Consider the following 16,124-nt stretch of genomic DNA (forward strand, 5'->3'; position numbering starts at 1 on the left):
GGGAAGGTACGGCAGCGCGACCACGCCGTGACGCGCCGCCGCCGCCCGCTGCGCCTGCCAGCCGGCCGAGGTGTCGACCCGCTCGATCCGCTCGCCCCACCCGTCGAAGCGGGTCAGCGTCGGCGGGTGCGTCTCGGCGTCGTGATGCGCGGCGCGCAGCGGCCCGAGCACCTCCGCGGACAGGTCCGCCAGGCGCTGCTTCGCGGCCGCGTGCCCGTCCTCGCCCAGAAGCCGGTCCAGCCAGCTGCGCAGCTGCGGATCCGTAGTGTAAGGGTCACGCAGCGTCGGGCCGGTCTGCACGAATCGCGTCATGGCTGACACGTTACCGTCCGGTACGGTCGCGCTCTCGTTCCGTGGGAGTCGCGATACTGGTACGCGTGACCCTCCGCATCGACACGGCCCAGCGCCGCGCCCGCCTCGCCGTGCGGCACGGGCTCGCCGGACCGGTACCGCCGGGAAAAACCCCCGAGGACGTCGCCGCCGATCTCGTCGCGCTGCACGCCACCGACCCGGCGACCGTCCACCTGTCCGTCGCGGCGCGCCTGCACCGGCCCCTCGTCGCGGCCCTGGAGGACGCCCTGTACGAGCGGCGCACGCTGCTGCGGATGCTCGGCATGCGCCGCACGATGTTCGTGGTGCCCTCCGGCTTCGCCGCGGTCGTCCAGGCCGGCGCGACCAGGGCGGTCGCGGCCGAGCAGCGGCGCCTGCTCGTGAAGCACCTGACCGAGACCGGGGTCGGCGACGCGGCCTGGCTCGAGGACGTGGCCGAGTCCACGTACGAGGCCCTGCGCCGCCGCGGCAGCGCGACCGCGGCCCAGCTCGCCGCCGACGAGCCGAGACTGCGCAGCCTCATGGTGTTCCCGCAGGGCAACCAGTACGTGACCAGCCGGGTCCTGTTCCTGCTCGCCGCCGACGGCCGGATCGTGCGCGGCCGGCCCGTCGGCACGTGGATCAGCAGCCAGTACGCGTGGTCGTGCCTGCCCGACTGGCTCCCCGAGCCGATGGCGGACCTGGACCCGGCCCACGCCCGCACCGAGCTCGCCCGGGCGTGGCTGACACGCTTCGGCCCCGGTACCGCCGCCGACCTGAAATGGTGGACGGGCTGGACGATGACGCACACCCGCGCGGCCCTGCGCGCGCTCGAGGCCGTCGCGGTCGAGCTCGACGGCGGCGAGACCGGCTATGTCCTGCCCACCGACACCGCCCCGGTCGACGACCCCGGCCCCTGGGTGGCCCTGCTGCCCGGACTGGACCCGACGGTCATGGGGTTCCAGGGGCGGCAGTGGTACCTCGGCCCGCACGCCCCGGCCGTGTTCGACCGCACCGGAAACGCCGGCCCGACGATCTGGTCGGACGGCCGCATCGTCGGCGGCTGGGCGCAGCAGCCGACGGGCCGCATCGCGTGGGAGCTGATCGAGGAGGTCCCCGCGTCCGTGCGCAAGGCCGTCACCCGGGCCGCGAGCGAACTCGAAGGCTGGCTGGGCGACGCCCGGGTGACTCCCAGGTTCCGGGCCCCACTGGAGCGGAAACTCGCAGACCCCGCCGGTACGGTCGTCGCATGACGGTGATCTGCTGGGCGCTCGCCGGACTGGCGACCGCCTACACGGTGGTGCGCGCCCTGGGAGCCGAACGCGGGACCCCGCTGGTGCAGTTGATCACGTACACCCCGTACGCCGCCGTGGGCGCCCTGCTCCTGGGCTCGTTGGCGCTCATCGCCCCGGTGCCCGGGCTGATCCTGGCGGCCTGCGGGCTCGTGCTCGCCGGCCTGGTCGCGCCGCGCCTGGTGCCGGGCCGCGGGCCGGGCGAGGGCGTGCGGCTGCGGGTGATGTGCGCGAACCTGCTGTACGGCCGCAACGCCACCCCGACCTTCGTCGACCAACTGAAGATCGACGACATCGACGTCCTGGCGGTGCAGGAGCTGACCGCGGACGGCCTGGCCGCGCTCGACGACGCCGGCATCGACGCCCTGCTCCCGCACCGCGTCGTGGCCACGGCCCCGGGCGGCAACGGCTCGGGCCTGTTCAGCCGCCACCCGATCACCGGCCCGGCGACGAGAACCCTCGAGGCGATCCCGATGTGGCAGACCGCCGCGACCGTCCACGTGCCCGGCGCCGGCCCGGTCCTGATCGAGTCCGCGCACCCCTACCCGCCGCGGCACGGCCGGGTCGGCATCTGGCGGCAGCAGATCGAGGCCCAGGCGACCCCGTCCGCGCAGGGCCCGCCGCGCATCCTCCTCGGCGACTTCAACGCCACCCTCGACCACGCGGTGCTGCGCCGCCTCCTGCGCGCCGGCTACCGCGACGCGGCCGCCGAGCGCGGGCGGGGCCTCACGCCGACGTGGCCCTTCCGCACCGAGACCCTGCCGTTCTGGACCCCGCCGATCACCCTGGACCACGTGCTCGTCGACGAGCGCATCGGCGTGCGCGAGTGCGGCTCCCGGCCGGCGGGCGAGAGCGACCACCGCCCGGTCGTGGCCGAGCTAGTCCTCCCGCCCGCGTAGCTGCCGGGTCAGCGCCCACGCGTCCGCGACCGGCCCGAGGTGCGCGAGCTTGTCGGGGTTGATCACCACGCGGATGGCCCGCACGCGGCCGTCGAGGACGTCGAGCGCCATCGTGTGCAGGACCCGCCCGTCCCGGTCCCGCGCGACGGCGCCCGGATCGCCGTTGACCTCGCACGGCTCCAGGGTGACCGCCGCCCGCGCCATCCGCGGGAAGATGTCGGCCAGCAGCCGGGCCACGTTCCGGGCGCCGGCGACCGGCCGGGCCAGCTGCGGGGCCTTCCCGCCGCCGTCGCCGACCACGGTGACGTCGGCGGCGAGCAGCGCCTGCAGCCCGGCCACGTCCCCGACCCGCAGCGCGGCGAAGAACCGGGCCGCGAGGGCGTCCCGCTCGCCGCGATCGGCGGCGAACCGGGGCCGCCCCTCGGCCATGTGCCGCCGCGCACGCACCACGAGCTGCCGGCACGCCGCCTCCGACCGGCCGACGGCCGCGGCCACCTCGGGGAAGCCGAAGTCGAACACCTCGCGCAGCACGAACACGGCCCGTTCGAGCGGGCTGAGCCGTTCGAGCAGCAGCAGCGCCGCCGTGGACACCGAGTCCGCGAGCTCGGCGGCGCGCTGCGGGTCCTCGTACGGGTCGGTCAGCAGCGGCTCGGGAAACCACGTCCCGACGTACGCCTCCCGCCGCACCCGCGCCGAGCGCAGCACGTCGATCGCGATCCGGGTCACCGTCGTGGCCAGGAACGCCTTGACGTCACGCGGTTCGTCGGGCGTCGCGGCGTACCGCAGCCAGGCCTCCTGCACCGCGTCCTCGGCCTCGCCCACGCTGCCGAGCACCCGGTACGCGATCGAGAACAGCAGCCCGCGCAGCCCCTCGAACTCCTCGGCCCGCCCCACGTCAACCGACCTGCGCCCACACGACGAACGCGGCCAGCCCGAAATACACGAGGTTGAGCCCGACGAGCCCGCCCTCGCCCCGCCGCCCGTGCACGACCGCCGCGCCGATCATGAGCACCATCCAACACCCCGCGGTGACCGCCGGGAGCACGAAGTACCCGGCCACGGCACACAGCTCGAGCACCCCGAGCGTGCGCACGAACCACCCCGGCACGCCACCGGTCCACCCCGCCCCGTGCATCGAGGCGAGCTTCGCCCGGGGCACGAACGTCTTGGTGACGCCACCGGTGAGCGCCACGACCGCGAGAATCCACTGCACGATGTTCATGCCCTCGTGACGAGGCAGCCGCCCCGCCGGTGACATCGCCGTCGCGGCGATTGCGGAACTCAGCCGAGCAGGTCGCGCACCATGGCGGTGACCTCGGTGAGCCGGCTGTCGGCCCGGCGGCGCTGATGCCGAATCCACTGCTTGCCCTCGGCGGCGACGCCCTCCAGCACGTTGAGCGTGTGCGGGAGGCCCGAAGCGTCCATGGCGACCGCCGACAACGTCCAGGGATCCTCGCCCGGCTGCAGCGACTCGTCGCTCGCCTCGGTCACCGCGACCCGGATGGGCTCGCCGTTGACGAGGGTGAGCTCGAAGGTCTGCTGCGCCCGGGCCAGACCGTCGATGCGAACCGCGGCAACAGCGTCGAACCGGTAGTTCAGCCGCTGGGTCCGCGCGGATGTGCCGTGGACGAAGTCGAGGTCGATGTCGACCTGCCGCACGCCGTCGTCGGTCAGCAGGAACAACAGCAGCCGGTAGCGGGTGTACCGCCACGGGCCACCGGTTACCCGGGCTCGCCGGTAGGAGCGGCCCGGCGCCTCGATGAAGGCGTGCGCGATCACCTGGCTGGGCCGCAGACGGTACTGCCGCATCGTCTCGTCCACGAGGACCTTCCGGTCGCACTCCAGCCATGCAGCGACCTGAGCGTCCGACGGCCGCCGGGAAAGCTTCAGTCGCCAGCGTTCGTACGCCGCCCACCGGGCCGTGAGCTCCGCCTGCTGCTCCTGCGCCTCGGCCCGCGCCCGCCGGTACTCGCCGGTGATCCGGAACGCGGTGCCCGGTCCGGCCGCCGCGCACACGACCGCGAGCAGCACCGACAGCGACCCGCTCAGCGGGGCCGCGACCACGGCGGCCGGCACGACCGCGAGGCCCGCCACGACGGCACACAGCAGCCCCGCGACGCACACCGCCCTGGTCAGCGGGGCCGGGCGCAGCGTGCTGCGGTAGGCCGTCAGGGTGCCGTCCTCCCATCGGCTCCGGACGTCGCCGACGAGGTACCGGATCAGCCACTCGATCCGGTCGGCCTTCACCGGCTGCTCGCGGTAGATCTCGACCAGCTCGTCTCGTAGCCGGCGGCGGATTCCGGCGGTCGCCTCCTCCCAGTCGGATCGAGCGGTGCCGCGGGGCACGTACCGGCCGAAGTACCGGTCGAAGGCACGATCGACGCTGCGGGTGAAGCCGTTGCCGGCGTCACGGGGCTCGCGGGCGCGCGGCGGCTGGCGCAGCGCGGCGTCCTTGGCGCGCCGCCGGGCCGCTCGGGAGTGCCAATCGGCGCCGGCGTACAGCGCCGCCGCGGCCGCCACGACGAACACCACGAGAGCGAGCAACGGCACCACCTCGCCGGTCCGCGCCAGCTGCCAGCCGATCGCGCCGACGGCGAGCAACAAGCCCGCGGCGCATGCGCCGGCGCGAATCCAGTCGCCGATCGCGGGTGCCGCCGGTCGGGGCGGGCGCACTCGTGGTGGCGCCGGTTTCGGCTGGAAGAAGGTCCAGGCACGGCCCTCGCGGTCACGGGCCATCCGCTCGTCCGCGGCGCGCTGGACCGAGCGGTGCCACAGCTGGTCCTGCAGGGTGCCCTCGAGCAGCAGGCTCAGGTGGTCAAGAATCTTGTTGCGCTGCACCGGTCCGAGGCCGTCCAGCTCCTTGACCACGAGCTCGGTCGCCGCCGCGCCGATCGAGTCAAGCAGGCGCAGAAGGGCCCGGAGCCCCGCCGTCCACTCGCCGGAGCCGCCCAGGTGGGAGATTCCTTCGCAGATCGCGGCGAGGCGGGTGAACTCGTCGTGGCCGAGCTGGCGAAGGGTGCGCCCGCTGAGCAGGGCAAGCAGCCGGTGGAAGCGCACCTCGTCGGTCTCGTAGCCGCGGGTGATCGCCGCCTCGATGTGTTCGAGGGCCTGGGCGGGGATGCGGGCGTCGAGGTACCAGACGCCCTTGCGGAACCAGGCCTCGGCCGGTGCGTCCGGTGCCAGTTGATAGACGGTGATGTCGCCGTGCACCACTTCCGCCTGGACGCCAACGGTTGCGTCATCCTGGGCGATGTTCGTGTGCGTGGTCGCGGTCATGTGAGGCTCCGGACCGCGGCGATGAGCGCGGCCACCCCGGCGGCGAGCTCCGCGACCTCGGCCACCAGCCCGCCGAGGCGCCGCAGCGTGATGAGCAGGGTGCTGCGGCTGTCGGGGCCCTGATCGTGGACGCACTCACCGGCGATCTTGAGTTCGGCTTCGGCCGCGGCGTGGGTGGGGCCGTCGAGCCGGCCGTCGCGGAAGGCGTTGAGGACGCGCCGGCGTAGTGCGGCGAGCTCCGCCGCGAGGTCGGCGGCGGGAGCTGGGGCGGAGCCGATGGTGATGCCGCCGTACACCTGGCCGGCCTGCACGCCGACGCGTGCGTTCCCGGTGGCGATGTTGGTGTTGGTGTTGGTCGCTTCCATGCCCGGGTGCTCCGTTCGGTTGTCGGTCGGGGCCGGTCCGGCGGCCCGGTCGGCGATGAGCTCCGCGGCGAGCGCCGTGGCGAACGCGGCGGCGTGGGTGGCGGCGCGGGGCTGCCACGACTGCCCGTCCGAGGTGGTTTTCGTGCCGTCGGCGCGATCGCTGATGCCGCGCACCACGACGACCGGCAGGGAGCCGTTGAGGTGGCCGGCCTGCGCCACCCCGGCCGCCTCCATCTCGATCGCGAGTGCGTCGTTGTAGTGCTGCCGGACCCAGCGGGCCTGCTCGGACACCGCCGAGTCGTGCACGATCTCGCCCGCGGCGATGGGGCCGAAGTGCACGGTCGGGACGGTGCCGGCCGGCAGACCGGTCGCCCATGCGCCGGTGCGGATCAGGTGTTGCGCGATCTGGCCGGCGCCGTGCGGCACCTCCCAGGCGCGCGGGCGGGCCCTGAGCCCGCCGTCCTCGCTGGTCCCGCCGTGGTAGGCGTAGATCTGCGATCCGACGACCACGTCGCCGAGGCGGATGCTCGGCCACAGCCCGCCGGCGACGCCCGCGAAGAGCACCGCGATCGGGTCGAACGCGGTCACGGCCCGTTCGGCGAGGACCGCGGCCGGATGGTTGCCCTTGCCGACCAGGCCGAGCGCGACGCGACCGCCGCCGCGCAGCCGGCCGATCTCGAAGCGTGTCCCGGCCGAGTGCCGGTGGACCCGCGGGTCGTCGAGCCGTGCCCGGACCGCGTCGTATTCGAGGTTCATCGCGGTGAGCACGACGACCAGGTCGGCGCTCATGCCCGGCCCGCCGTCGCGGCCGGCCGGATGATCGGCGGATGGAGCCGGGAACGGGTCCCGGCTCGGAACAGCCGGGCCGGGCGTCCGATGCCGGCGCTGCGCATCGGGCCGGCCGGGACGATGAACCCGGCGGCGCCCTGGACCTTGCGGTAGAAGTTGCGGGCGTCGAGCCGGACGTCCCACACCGCCTCGTAGACCTCCTGCAGTTCGGCGATCGTGAACGTCGGGCCGCAGAACGCGGTGGCCAGCGCGGTGTGCTCCAGCTTTTCGCGGGCGCGTTCGACACCGTCGCCGATGATCTGGCGATGGTCGAAGGCCACCGGCGCCCCGTCGCCGAGGATGCGGCCGACCGGCGTCCAGGACGCGCCCGAGGCGTCGGTACCGGCGGTCGGTTCGGGCAGGCGCGGGGCGATCGCCAGGTAGGCGACGGACACGACGCGGCCTCGGGGGTCCCGGCCGGGCGTCGCGTACACCCCCAGCTGCTCGAGGTGCAGCCGCTGCGCGTCGAGGCCGGCCTCCTCGCGCAGTTCGCGCCGCGCCGCGGGTAGCAGGTCCTCCTCATCGTGGGCGAGGAAGCCGCCCGGCAGGGCCAGGGCACCGCGGTGAGGTTCGATACCGCGCTCGACGAGCAGCACGCTGAGCTGGGCTCCGTGCAGGGTCAGGATGACCAGGTCCACCGCGAGCAGGACGGCCGGCGGCCGCCAGTCATCGTGAGGCATGGATGGACCGTAGTCTTCATGTCACTCTGACAGGAAGTCCACCGACGGCGCTTTCGCACGATGCGCGAAAGCGCCGCTATGGTCGGCTACTCGAAGGTGACGGCAACGGCCGGTGCGGCGTCACACCAGGCGCAGCTGGCCGCCGGCTCGGGCGGCCGGGCCCAGGTCGCCCGAGCGGTGGTGGCGCCGGCACAGCACCTGGTAGTGCACGTCCGCGGCCACGGCGTCGTCCGCCGCGGTGTCGCCGATCACCACCTGGTCGCCCTCGCGGGCGATGACCCCGTCGACGACCCGGGCGTTGAGCGTGCCGCTGCGCCCGCACCAGCACAGCACCTCGACCTGGACCTTCGTCACCTCGTCGGCGAGTTCGAACAGGCGCTGGGCGGCCGGGAACAGGCAGGTGCGGAAGTCGGTGGCGAGGCCGAACGCGTACACGTCGACGTCCGAGTTGTCGACCAGGTCCGCCAGCTGCTCGATCTGCTCGACGGTGTAGAAGCTGGCCTCGTCGCAGATGAGGTAGTCGACGCGGATGCCGCGGGCCCAGCGGTCGCGGACCAGGGTGCGCAGGTCCAGCCCGGCGACGTCGACGGCGTCCTTGCCCAGGCCGATGCGCGTCGACAGCCGGCCCGGGCCGGCCCGGTCGATGGTCGTGAGGACCAGGCCGTGCCGGCCCTGCCGGGCGTGGTTGTAGTCCATCTGCAGCGCGAGGGTGGATTTGCCGCAGTCCATCGGGCCGTAGAAGAACTTCAGCCGGCCCCCGCGTCGTGTGCGGGAGTCACCAGCGGCGAAACAGGCGTTCGGGTCGGCGTCGGTTGGCGTCACGGCGCAGAAGCCTACTTGTTCGCCTTCTCGTCGATGTCCCGTAGGAGGGCGGCCACCTCGGCGTGTTCGGTGACACCCATCGCCTCGTACAGGTCCGCCGCCGTCTGCAGCCGCTGCCGCGACAGCCGCGGGTCGCTCGTGCACAGCCCGAGGCCGTGGTAGGCGCGGGCCTGCTCGTAGCGGTACCCGGCCCGCATCGCCCGCTCCAGGGCCCGCGCGTACTCGGCCTTGGCCTCGTCGAGCCGGCCCACCGCCTGCAGCCCGGCGCCGTGGTTGCTCGCGGCCAGGCAGGCGATGTGCGGGTCGAGGTGCGCCGAGTCGCGGGCGGCCAGCGCCAGCAGCTCGAGCGCCTCCTCGGTGCGGCCCAGCGCGACGAGGCTCACCCCGAGGTAGCTGCGCGCCTCGCAGATCACCGCCATCCCGAGCTCGGGCAGGATCCGCTCGACGGTCCAGCGCAGCAGCAGCTCGGCGAGGTGGTGCTGGCCGAGCGCCTGGCGGATCACGGCGAGTTCGATGGCCCCGTTGAACGCCAGCTGCGCGTTGGAGGCCCGCCCGGCGGCCAGGGTACGGCGGGCGGCGATGAGCGCCTCGCCGGTGCGCCCGCGCAGCCGCAGGATCGTGGTGAGCGTCGTCCACTGCCCGCCGTAGACGATCACCTCGGCCGGGTAGATCGCCTGCAGCGAGTGCTCGAGCAGCTCGAGGGACTCGGTGAGGCGGCCGGCGAACTGGTAGACGGCGGCGAGGTTGGAACGGGCCCGGGCGCCCCAGATCGGGTGCTCGGCGATGAGCAGCAGGTGCCGGGCCGCGTTGTTCTGGTCGCCCTCGCGGGCGTAGGCCGACGCGAGGTAGTTGTGGGTCATCGCGATCAGGCCGTCGTCGGCGAGCGCCTCGGCCGCGGCCAGGGCCCGGCGGTGTAGGTCGATGGAGACGTCGTTCATCGAGTTGCGGAAGAGGTACCCCCACACCGCCCTCGGCAGCAGGCACGTGTGCCGGTGCCGGCCGAGGCGGTCGGCGAGCTGGGTGACCGCGATCAGGTTCCCGATCTCCACGTCGAGCCAGCGGCGGGTGCTGGCGAGGTCGGCGAAGCGGGGCACCCACGGCTGCACCTCGCCGACGTCGATCGCGCCGCGGGCCCGGCCGCCCTCCCAGGACCGGGTCGCCGCGGCCGCCGCCTGCAGGTAGAAGTCGAGCATCCGGTCGATGGCCGCGTCCCGCTCGGGATCCTCGGCGGCCAGCTGCGCCGCGTACTCCCGCAGCAGGTCGTGCAGCCGGAACCGGCCGGCGACGGGCTCGATGAGCAGGTGGGCGTCGACGAGCCGGCCCAGCAGCTCGTCGGCGTCGCGGATCGGCAGGTCGGCCAGGGCCGCGGCGGCCCGCACCGCGAACTCGCCCGACGGGTGCAGGCCCGTGAGCCGGAACAGCCGGGCGGCGGCGTCGTCGAGGGCGCGGTACGACAGCTCGAACGCGGCGTGCGGGGACCGGCCGTCGACGGTGAGGTCGATCGGGGCCGGGTTGGCCTGCCGGAGCCGGTCGGCGAGGTCGGCGACGCTCCACGACGGCCGGTGCGCGAGCCGGGCCGCGGCCAGCCGCAGCGCCAGCGGCAGCCCGCCGCACAGGCGCACGACGTCGGCGACGGCCCGCGGGGCGCGCTCGGCCCGCTCGCCGATGACGGTGGTCACGAACCGGACCGCGTCGCCGTCGTCGAGCACGTCGAGGGAGACGCTGTGCGCGCCGTCGAGCCCGCCGAGGCGCCGCCGGCTGGTGATGAGCACGAGGCTCGCCGAGGCGCCGGGCAGCAGTGGGGTGACCTGGGCCGGGTCGGCGGCGTTGTCGAGCACGACGAGGATGCGGCGCTGGGCGAGCTCGCTGCGCCACCGGGCGACGCGCTCGTCGGGGTCGGCGGGGATGCGCTCGGGGTCGAGGCCGAGGTGGCGCAGCAGCAGCCCGACCGCGTCGTGCGGGGCCAGCGGCGGGCGCTCGCCGTGCGCGCGCAGGTCGACGAAGAGCCGCCCGTCGGGGTAGCGGTCGGCGACGAGGTGCGCGACGTGCACGGCGAGGCTGGTCTTGCCGACGCCGGCCATGCCGTCGACGGTGAGCACGGCGGGCACGTCGTCGCGGCCGGGCCGGGCGGCGCGCACGAGCCGGTCGACGAGGTCGTCGCGGCCGGAGAAGTCGGCGATGTCGCGGGGGAGCGTCCACGGGGTCGGCACGGGCAGGGCCCGCGGCGCCTGGGCGGCCGAGCGCTCGACGGGTGCCATGCCGAGCAGGGCCGGCGGGCGTTCCTTGGCGGCGGGCGGGGGTTGCAGCAGCCCCCGGTACAACTCCTGCAACGCCGCGCTCGGGGCGAGCCCCAGCTGCTCGTCGAGGGCCTCGGCGAGGCGCAGGTAGACCGCGATCGCGTCGGCGGTGCGCCCGACGCGGGCCAGGGCGGTCATGAGCTGCCCGTGCAGGCGCTCCCGCAGCGGGTGCTGCTCGACGAGGCCGGTCAGCTGGCTGATCAGCTCGGCCTGCAACCCCAGCTGCAGCTCGACGTCGAGGCAGTCCTCCAGGGCGCTGTTGTGCCGCTCCTCGAGGGCGACGGCGGCGGCCTGGACGCCGGGGCTGTCGACGCCGGCGAGGGCCGGGCCGCGCCACAGCTCGAGGGCGCCGCGCAGGTGCTTGCGGGCGGCCTGCAGCTCCCCGGCGGCCATCGCGGCCCGGCCGTCGGCGACGAGCTGGGCGAAGACGAGCGTGTCGAGCTCGTCGGGCTCGATGACGGCCCGGTAGCCGGCGGTGTCGGTCTGGATCGCGCCGGGCAGCTGGCGGCGCAGCCGGGACACGCAGGTGTGCAGCTGGGCGCGGGCGGTGGCGGGGGCGGCGTCGCCCCAGACGGCGTCGACGAGCCGGGGCAGCGTGACGACCCGGTTCGGCTGCAGCAGCAGCATGACCAGCAGGACCCGGTCGCGGGTCGCGGAGATCTCCAGCCGCCGGCCGGCGACCTCGACCTCCAGCGGACCGAGCAGCCGGTAACGCACGACCGAACAGTAACGCAGGGTGTCACGTACACGACACCCGCCAGTCAGGAGCCCGTCAGAGCTTGGCCGGCGGCGTGTTGCCGGAGGCGACGATCGCGCGGCGGATCGGCACGAACAGCAGCACCACGAACCCGGCGACGAAGAACACCACGAGCGCGATGATCGCGACGCGGTAGCTGCGGGTCAGGTCGTAGGCGAGGCCGAACGCGAGCGGGCCGAGCCAGCTGGTGCCCTTGTCGGAGATCTCGTAGATGCCGAAGTACTCGCCCTCCTTGCCCTTCGGGATGAGCTGCGAGAACAGCGACCGCGACAGGGCCTGGCTGCCGCCGAGGACGAGGCCGATCCCGCCGCCGAGGATGACGAAGGGCACCGCCTGCCCGGCCGGCAGGAAGAACGCCACGACGATGACGACGGTCCACAGCACCAGGCTGACCAGGATCGTCTTCCACGCGCCGATGGCCTTGGCGAGCCGGCCCAGCAGCAGCGCCCCGGCGAAGGCCAGGAACTGCACCATGAGGATCGTGGGCACCAGGACGCCGTCGGAGAGCTTGAGCTCCTCGGTGCCGTACTGGCTGGCCAGGGAGATGACGGTCTGGATGCCGTCGTTGTAGATGAGGTACGCGACGAGGAAGAACAGCGTGAGCGGGTACGCCCGCAGCCCCTTGAGCGTGCCCCACAGCTGCTTGAAGCCGTCGGTGAGCGGGTTGCCGCGCACGGCACCGAGGTGCTCGTCGGCGACGGGCCGGTTGCGCAGGGCCAGCAGCGGGATCGTGGTGAACCCGGCCCACCAGACGCCGGCGGAGACGATGCTGTACCGCGCCACCTCCCCGGTCGTCATGCCGAGGTCGTCCTTGAACAGGACCGCGATGACGTTGAGCAACAGCAGGGTGCCGCCGCCGAGGTAGCCCCACGCCCAGCCGAAGCTGGAGACCTTGTCCCGCTCCTGCTCGTCGGCGATCTGCGGCAGGAACGAGTTGTAGACGACGACGGAGGCGCCGAAGGTGATGTTCGCCAGCAGGAACAGCCCGGCGCCGAGCAGGTACCGGTCGCCGGTGAGGAACAGCATCGCGGCCGTGGCCGCGGCGCCGATGTACGCGAACAGCGCCAGGAGCTGCTTCTTGCGCGGCGACCGGTCGGCGATCGCGCCCACGACCGGCAGGACGAACACGGTCAGCAGCACCGACAGCGACACCGTGTACGGGAACAGGGAGCCGGGGGCGATCGCGATGCCCAGCGAGTGGATCGCGGCGTCGTCCGGGCAGCCGGAGTCGGGGCACTTCGCCGCGGTCTCGGCGATGGAGGTCAGGTAGGGGCCGAGGAAGACGGTCACGACCGTGGTCTGGAACGCCGAGTTGGCCCAGTCGTAGAAGTACCAGCCGACCCGTTCGCGGCGGGAGCTGAGCTCCACAGTGGACCCGCCGGCTGACTCGTCCTGGACCCGCGTCACGGCCAGATGCCTCGCTTCACGTAGACGTCACGCAACACCTCGATGTGATCGGTCATGATGCCATCTACGCCGAGGTCGAGGAAGTGGGCGATCTCCGCCGGGTCGTCGATGGTCCACAGGTGCACCCGAAGCCCGATGCGGTGGCAGTAGTCCACGAACTTCTCGGTGGCCAGGACGATCCGGCCGTACCGCGGCGGGATCTGCGCCGCGACGACGCTCTCGGCCGGGGTGTAGCGGCGCCCGACCTGGTAGGCCGCGAACAGCCCGGCGACCTCGCGCATGCCCATGGAGGTCGCCACGCCCGGCCCGGCGAGCCGGCGGATGCGCCGCAGCCGGGCGGACGAGAACGACGCCAGCAGCACCCGCTCGTGGGCCTTGAGGCGCTCCACGACCTCCACCGTCGGGTGTACCGCCTGCTCGGTCTTCGTGTCGATGTTGAACCGGATGTCCGGGTAGGCGTCGAGGACCTCGTCGAGCCGGGGCACCGCGGCGGCGCCGCCCACGCGTTCGGTCCGCAGGTCCGTCCACCGTAAGTCGATCATCCGACCCGGACGTCCCAGGAGCCGCTTGAGCGTGTCATCGTGGAACACGACCGCGACTCCGTCGGCGGTGGCGTGCGTGTCGGTCTCGATATAGCGGTATCCGAGGTCGACGGCACGGGCGAACGCCGCTGTCGTGTTCTCGTCACCGGCTGCCGCCCCGCCACGGTGGGCGAAGCCCAGCGGTCCTGGGGCGTCGAGGTAGGGCACCTGCTTCACGCGGCCAGTATGCAGCGATCTTCGGTCAACTTTGCGCAACAGCGAGTTACGGCAGGCTTGACGGCCGACGCAGAGCGCGGAACGGCAAAGGTAGGGTGACGCACATGCGCGTGCTCGGCATCGACTTCGGCACGTCGAACACGGTCGCGATGGTCCGCACGCCCGACGCGCGGATGCGACCGCTGCTGTTCGACGGTTCCCCCCTGCTGCCCTCTTCCCTGTACTTCAACACCGACGGGAAAGTCCTGGTCGGGCGGGATGCCGAGCGTAATGCCCGGCTGGACCCGGCCCGGTTCGAGCCGAACCCGAAGCGGCGCATCGACGACGGCGAGGTGTTCATCGGCGACCACCCGATGCCCGTGCCGCGTCTGTTCGCGCACGTGTTGTCGCAGGTGAACGAGGAGGCCCGCCGGCAACTGGGCGCGGCCCCGGACGAGGTGCGCCTCACGCACCCGGCCCGGTGGGGCGAGCGGCGCCGGTCGCTGCTGCTGGAGGCGACCCGGATCGCCGGCCTGGGCACCCCGGCCCGGCCCGCGCGGCTGATCGCCGAGCCGGTCGGCGCCGCGTCGTACTTCACCGCCGTCCTCGGCTCGGCCGTGCCCGTCGGGCGCAGCCTGGCCATCTACGACCTCGGCGGCGGCACGTTCGACGCGACCGTGGTCCGCCGCACCCAGTCCGGGTTCGAGGTCCTCGCCGAGGACGGTCTCGCCGACGTCGGCGGCCTCGACTTCGACCACGCGATCGTCGAGCACCTCGGCAAGACGTATTCCGAGAGCCACTCCGCGAAGTGGGCGTCGCTGGCCAACCCGACCGACGCCTCCGACCGGCGGCTGCGGCGGATGCTCTACGAGGACGTGCGCGGCGCGAAGGAGATGCTGTCGCGGACCGCCTCCACCGACATCCACCTGCCGTCGATGGAGATCGACGCGCACCTGACCCGCGAAGAGCTCGAGACCCTCGTCAAGCCCTACCTGGAGCGCACGGTGGCGTGCCTGCGCCGGGCGATCGACTCGGCGCGGCTGCAGCCGAAGGACCTCGTCGGCATCTTCCTCGTCGGCGGCTCGTCGCGCATCCCGCTTGCGGCGCACCTCATCCACACGGAGCTCGGCGTGGCCCCGACGACCCTCGAGCAGCCGGAGACGGTCGTGGTCGAGGGGGCGCTGTGCATCGGCGCCGCGGTGGCCCCGGTCGGCACCTCGGGCACCCCGCGCACCGTCACCCCGCCGCCGCAGCAGCGGCCGATGCCGCAGCACACGCCGGTGTCGAGCGTGCCGGTCTCGCCGGCGGTCCGGCAGCCGGTGATGCCGCAGGTGCAGCAGCGCCCGCCGGTCACCGCGCCGCCCGTGGTGCAGCGCCCGCCGGTGGTCCAGCCGCCCGTCGTGCCGCAGCCGGTGTTCCGTCCCCAGCCGCAGCCGGTCGTGCAGCAGCCCGTCGTCCCGGCGCGCCCGGGACCGTTCCCGCCGCAGGCCGCCCGGCAGGCCCCGGCGCAGCAGGGCGAGGAGACCGAGCGCAACTGGATCGCCGTGATCGTGGTGGTCCTGGTCCTGGTCGCGATCCTGTTCGTGATCCTGCTCTGGACCGCGCTCAGCTAGCGTTCCAAAACCAAAAACGCGGCATCGGTACCTTCAGCAGGTACCGATGCCGCGTTTTGTGTTTCCAGGGTCTACTGCGGGGCCCAGAAGGTCGCGAGGCTGCTCGCGGCCGGGTCCTCGGAGCCCAGCAGCATGCTCCACGGGTCGGTGCCGGCCGGGACATCGAGGTGGGCGTAGTCGGCCAGCCCCGCGGGCTCGGCCGGGCCGTGGTGCTCCACGGCCGGGTCGAACGCCGCGGACTGGCTGTGGTCGGGGCCGCCGAGCACGTCGGCGTCGGTCCACGGGAAGCCGTCGACGGGCTCGGGCGGGTCCTGCAGGTGCAGCTCCTCGGGGAACTGCACCTCGTGCCAGGCCGGGTCGTCGGCGGACGCGTCGACGTCGGGGTCGACGCCGAACGCGGCCTCGTGCTGGTCGTGTCCGGTGTCGCCGGCGTCGTGGACATCACCGTGGACATCGCCGTAGTCGGGCTGCCCGTCGCTGAGGTGCGCCGGCGCGGCGTCCTCGGCCTGGCCCTCGTCGTGGCCGCCGAGGTCGTCGTGACCGTCCTGGCCGCTGTGACCGTCGTGGCCGTCGTGCAGCGACTCGTCGTACTCGGCCGTCGCGTGCTCGGTGCCGAGCGGCTCCTCGATGTCGGAGCCGTCGCCGAGGTGATGGCCGGGCCCGCTCAGGTCGTGCTCGTCCCCGCCGTAGCCGGCGTGATCGGCGTGGTCGGCGTCGAACCCGGCGCCGTAGTCCTCGGAGAAGTCGCCGTGCAGGTCGTGCCCGGCGTCCCCGCCCAGGTCAGCGGTGTCGGCGGAGTCGTCGCCGTCCGACCATTCCCAGTGCCCGTCCATCGGTCAGCC

At 73.7% G+C, this 16,124-nt stretch carries 13 protein-coding genes and 1 pseudogene; 3 read left to right on the plus strand and 11 right to left on the minus strand.

What is annotated here, in order from left to right:
- Window positions 1–9: 9 nt before the first annotated feature.
- Window positions 10–312 (minus strand): annotated as a pseudogene (locus tag AC6JBM_RS15855) (hypothetical protein); the annotation flags it as partial.
- A gap of 65 nt (window positions 313–377) precedes the next feature.
- Between AC6JBM_RS15855 and AC6JBM_RS15860 the strand changes: the two are divergent.
- Complete coding sequence (locus AC6JBM_RS15860) at window positions 378–1,562, plus strand: winged helix DNA-binding domain-containing protein (RefSeq protein ID WP_497984367.1); 1,185 nt, start codon at window positions 378–380, stop codon at window positions 1,560–1,562.
- Entirely contained in the window at window positions 1,559–2,500 is a 942-nt protein-coding gene (locus AC6JBM_RS15865) for an endonuclease/exonuclease/phosphatase family protein (RefSeq protein ID WP_497984368.1), read from the plus strand. Before AC6JBM_RS15860 ends, AC6JBM_RS15865 begins: the two co-directional genes overlap by 4 nt.
- On the opposite strand, the gene AC6JBM_RS15870 is transcribed toward AC6JBM_RS15865, so the two are convergent.
- From AC6JBM_RS15870 to AC6JBM_RS15910, 9 genes are all read right to left on the minus strand, one after another.
- A complete protein-coding gene (locus tag AC6JBM_RS15870; protein WP_497984369.1) occupies window positions 2,480–3,394 on the minus strand; it encodes an RNA polymerase sigma-70 factor in 915 nt (304 codons plus the stop codon). The two genes, AC6JBM_RS15865 and AC6JBM_RS15870, sit on opposite strands and share 21 nt — an antisense overlap.
- A 1-nt stretch (window position 3,395) precedes the next feature.
- On the minus strand, window positions 3,396–3,722 hold the full coding sequence (locus AC6JBM_RS15875) for a DoxX family protein (protein ID WP_497984370.1): 327 nt from the start codon (window positions 3,720–3,722) through the stop codon (window positions 3,396–3,398).
- A gap of 59 nt (window positions 3,723–3,781) precedes the next feature.
- Entirely contained in the window at window positions 3,782–5,776 is a 1,995-nt protein-coding gene (locus AC6JBM_RS15880; RefSeq protein ID WP_497984371.1) for a hypothetical protein, read from the minus strand.
- The gene (locus AC6JBM_RS15885; RefSeq protein WP_497984372.1) at window positions 5,773–6,930 is read right to left on the minus strand and encodes a 5'-methylthioadenosine/S-adenosylhomocysteine nucleosidase family protein; all 1,158 of its coding nucleotides are present in this window, start codon (window positions 6,928–6,930) and stop codon (window positions 5,773–5,775) included. The genes AC6JBM_RS15880 and AC6JBM_RS15885 overlap by 4 nt, the downstream gene beginning before the upstream one ends.
- Window positions 6,927–7,649: an NUDIX hydrolase gene (locus AC6JBM_RS15890; RefSeq protein ID WP_497984373.1), complete on the minus strand. Its 723-nt coding sequence runs from the start codon at window positions 7,647–7,649 to the stop codon at window positions 6,927–6,929. The genes AC6JBM_RS15885 and AC6JBM_RS15890 overlap by 4 nt, the downstream gene beginning before the upstream one ends.
- A 120-nt stretch (window positions 7,650–7,769) precedes the next feature.
- On the minus strand, window positions 7,770–8,399 hold the full coding sequence (locus AC6JBM_RS15895; protein ID WP_497986466.1) for a thymidine kinase: 630 nt from the start codon (window positions 8,397–8,399) through the stop codon (window positions 7,770–7,772).
- 83 nt (window positions 8,400–8,482) lie between these two features.
- On the minus strand, window positions 8,483–11,485 hold the full coding sequence (locus AC6JBM_RS15900) for an AfsR/SARP family transcriptional regulator (RefSeq protein WP_497984374.1): 3,003 nt from the start codon (window positions 11,483–11,485) through the stop codon (window positions 8,483–8,485).
- A 55-nt stretch (window positions 11,486–11,540) separates the two neighbouring features.
- Entirely contained in the window at window positions 11,541–12,932 is a 1,392-nt protein-coding gene (locus AC6JBM_RS15905) for an MFS transporter (protein WP_497984375.1), read from the minus strand.
- A complete protein-coding gene (locus AC6JBM_RS15910) occupies window positions 12,929–13,690 on the minus strand; it encodes a glycerophosphodiester phosphodiesterase family protein (protein ID WP_497984376.1) in 762 nt (253 codons plus the stop codon). The genes AC6JBM_RS15905 and AC6JBM_RS15910 overlap by 4 nt, the downstream gene beginning before the upstream one ends.
- A gap of 104 nt (window positions 13,691–13,794) precedes the next feature.
- Here AC6JBM_RS15910 and AC6JBM_RS15915 point away from each other — a divergent pair, with 104 nt between their 5' ends.
- On the plus strand, window positions 13,795–15,282 hold the full coding sequence (locus tag AC6JBM_RS15915; RefSeq protein WP_497984377.1) for an Hsp70 family protein: 1,488 nt from the start codon (window positions 13,795–13,797) through the stop codon (window positions 15,280–15,282).
- A gap of 71 nt (window positions 15,283–15,353) precedes the next feature.
- On the opposite strand, the gene AC6JBM_RS15920 is transcribed toward AC6JBM_RS15915, so the two are convergent.
- Complete coding sequence (locus AC6JBM_RS15920; RefSeq protein WP_497984378.1) at window positions 15,354–16,115, minus strand: hypothetical protein; 762 nt, start codon at window positions 16,113–16,115, stop codon at window positions 15,354–15,356.
- Between the last annotated feature and the right edge of the window lie 9 nt (window positions 16,116–16,124).

The sequence above is a fragment of the Dactylosporangium thailandense genome (assembly GCF_059739745.1).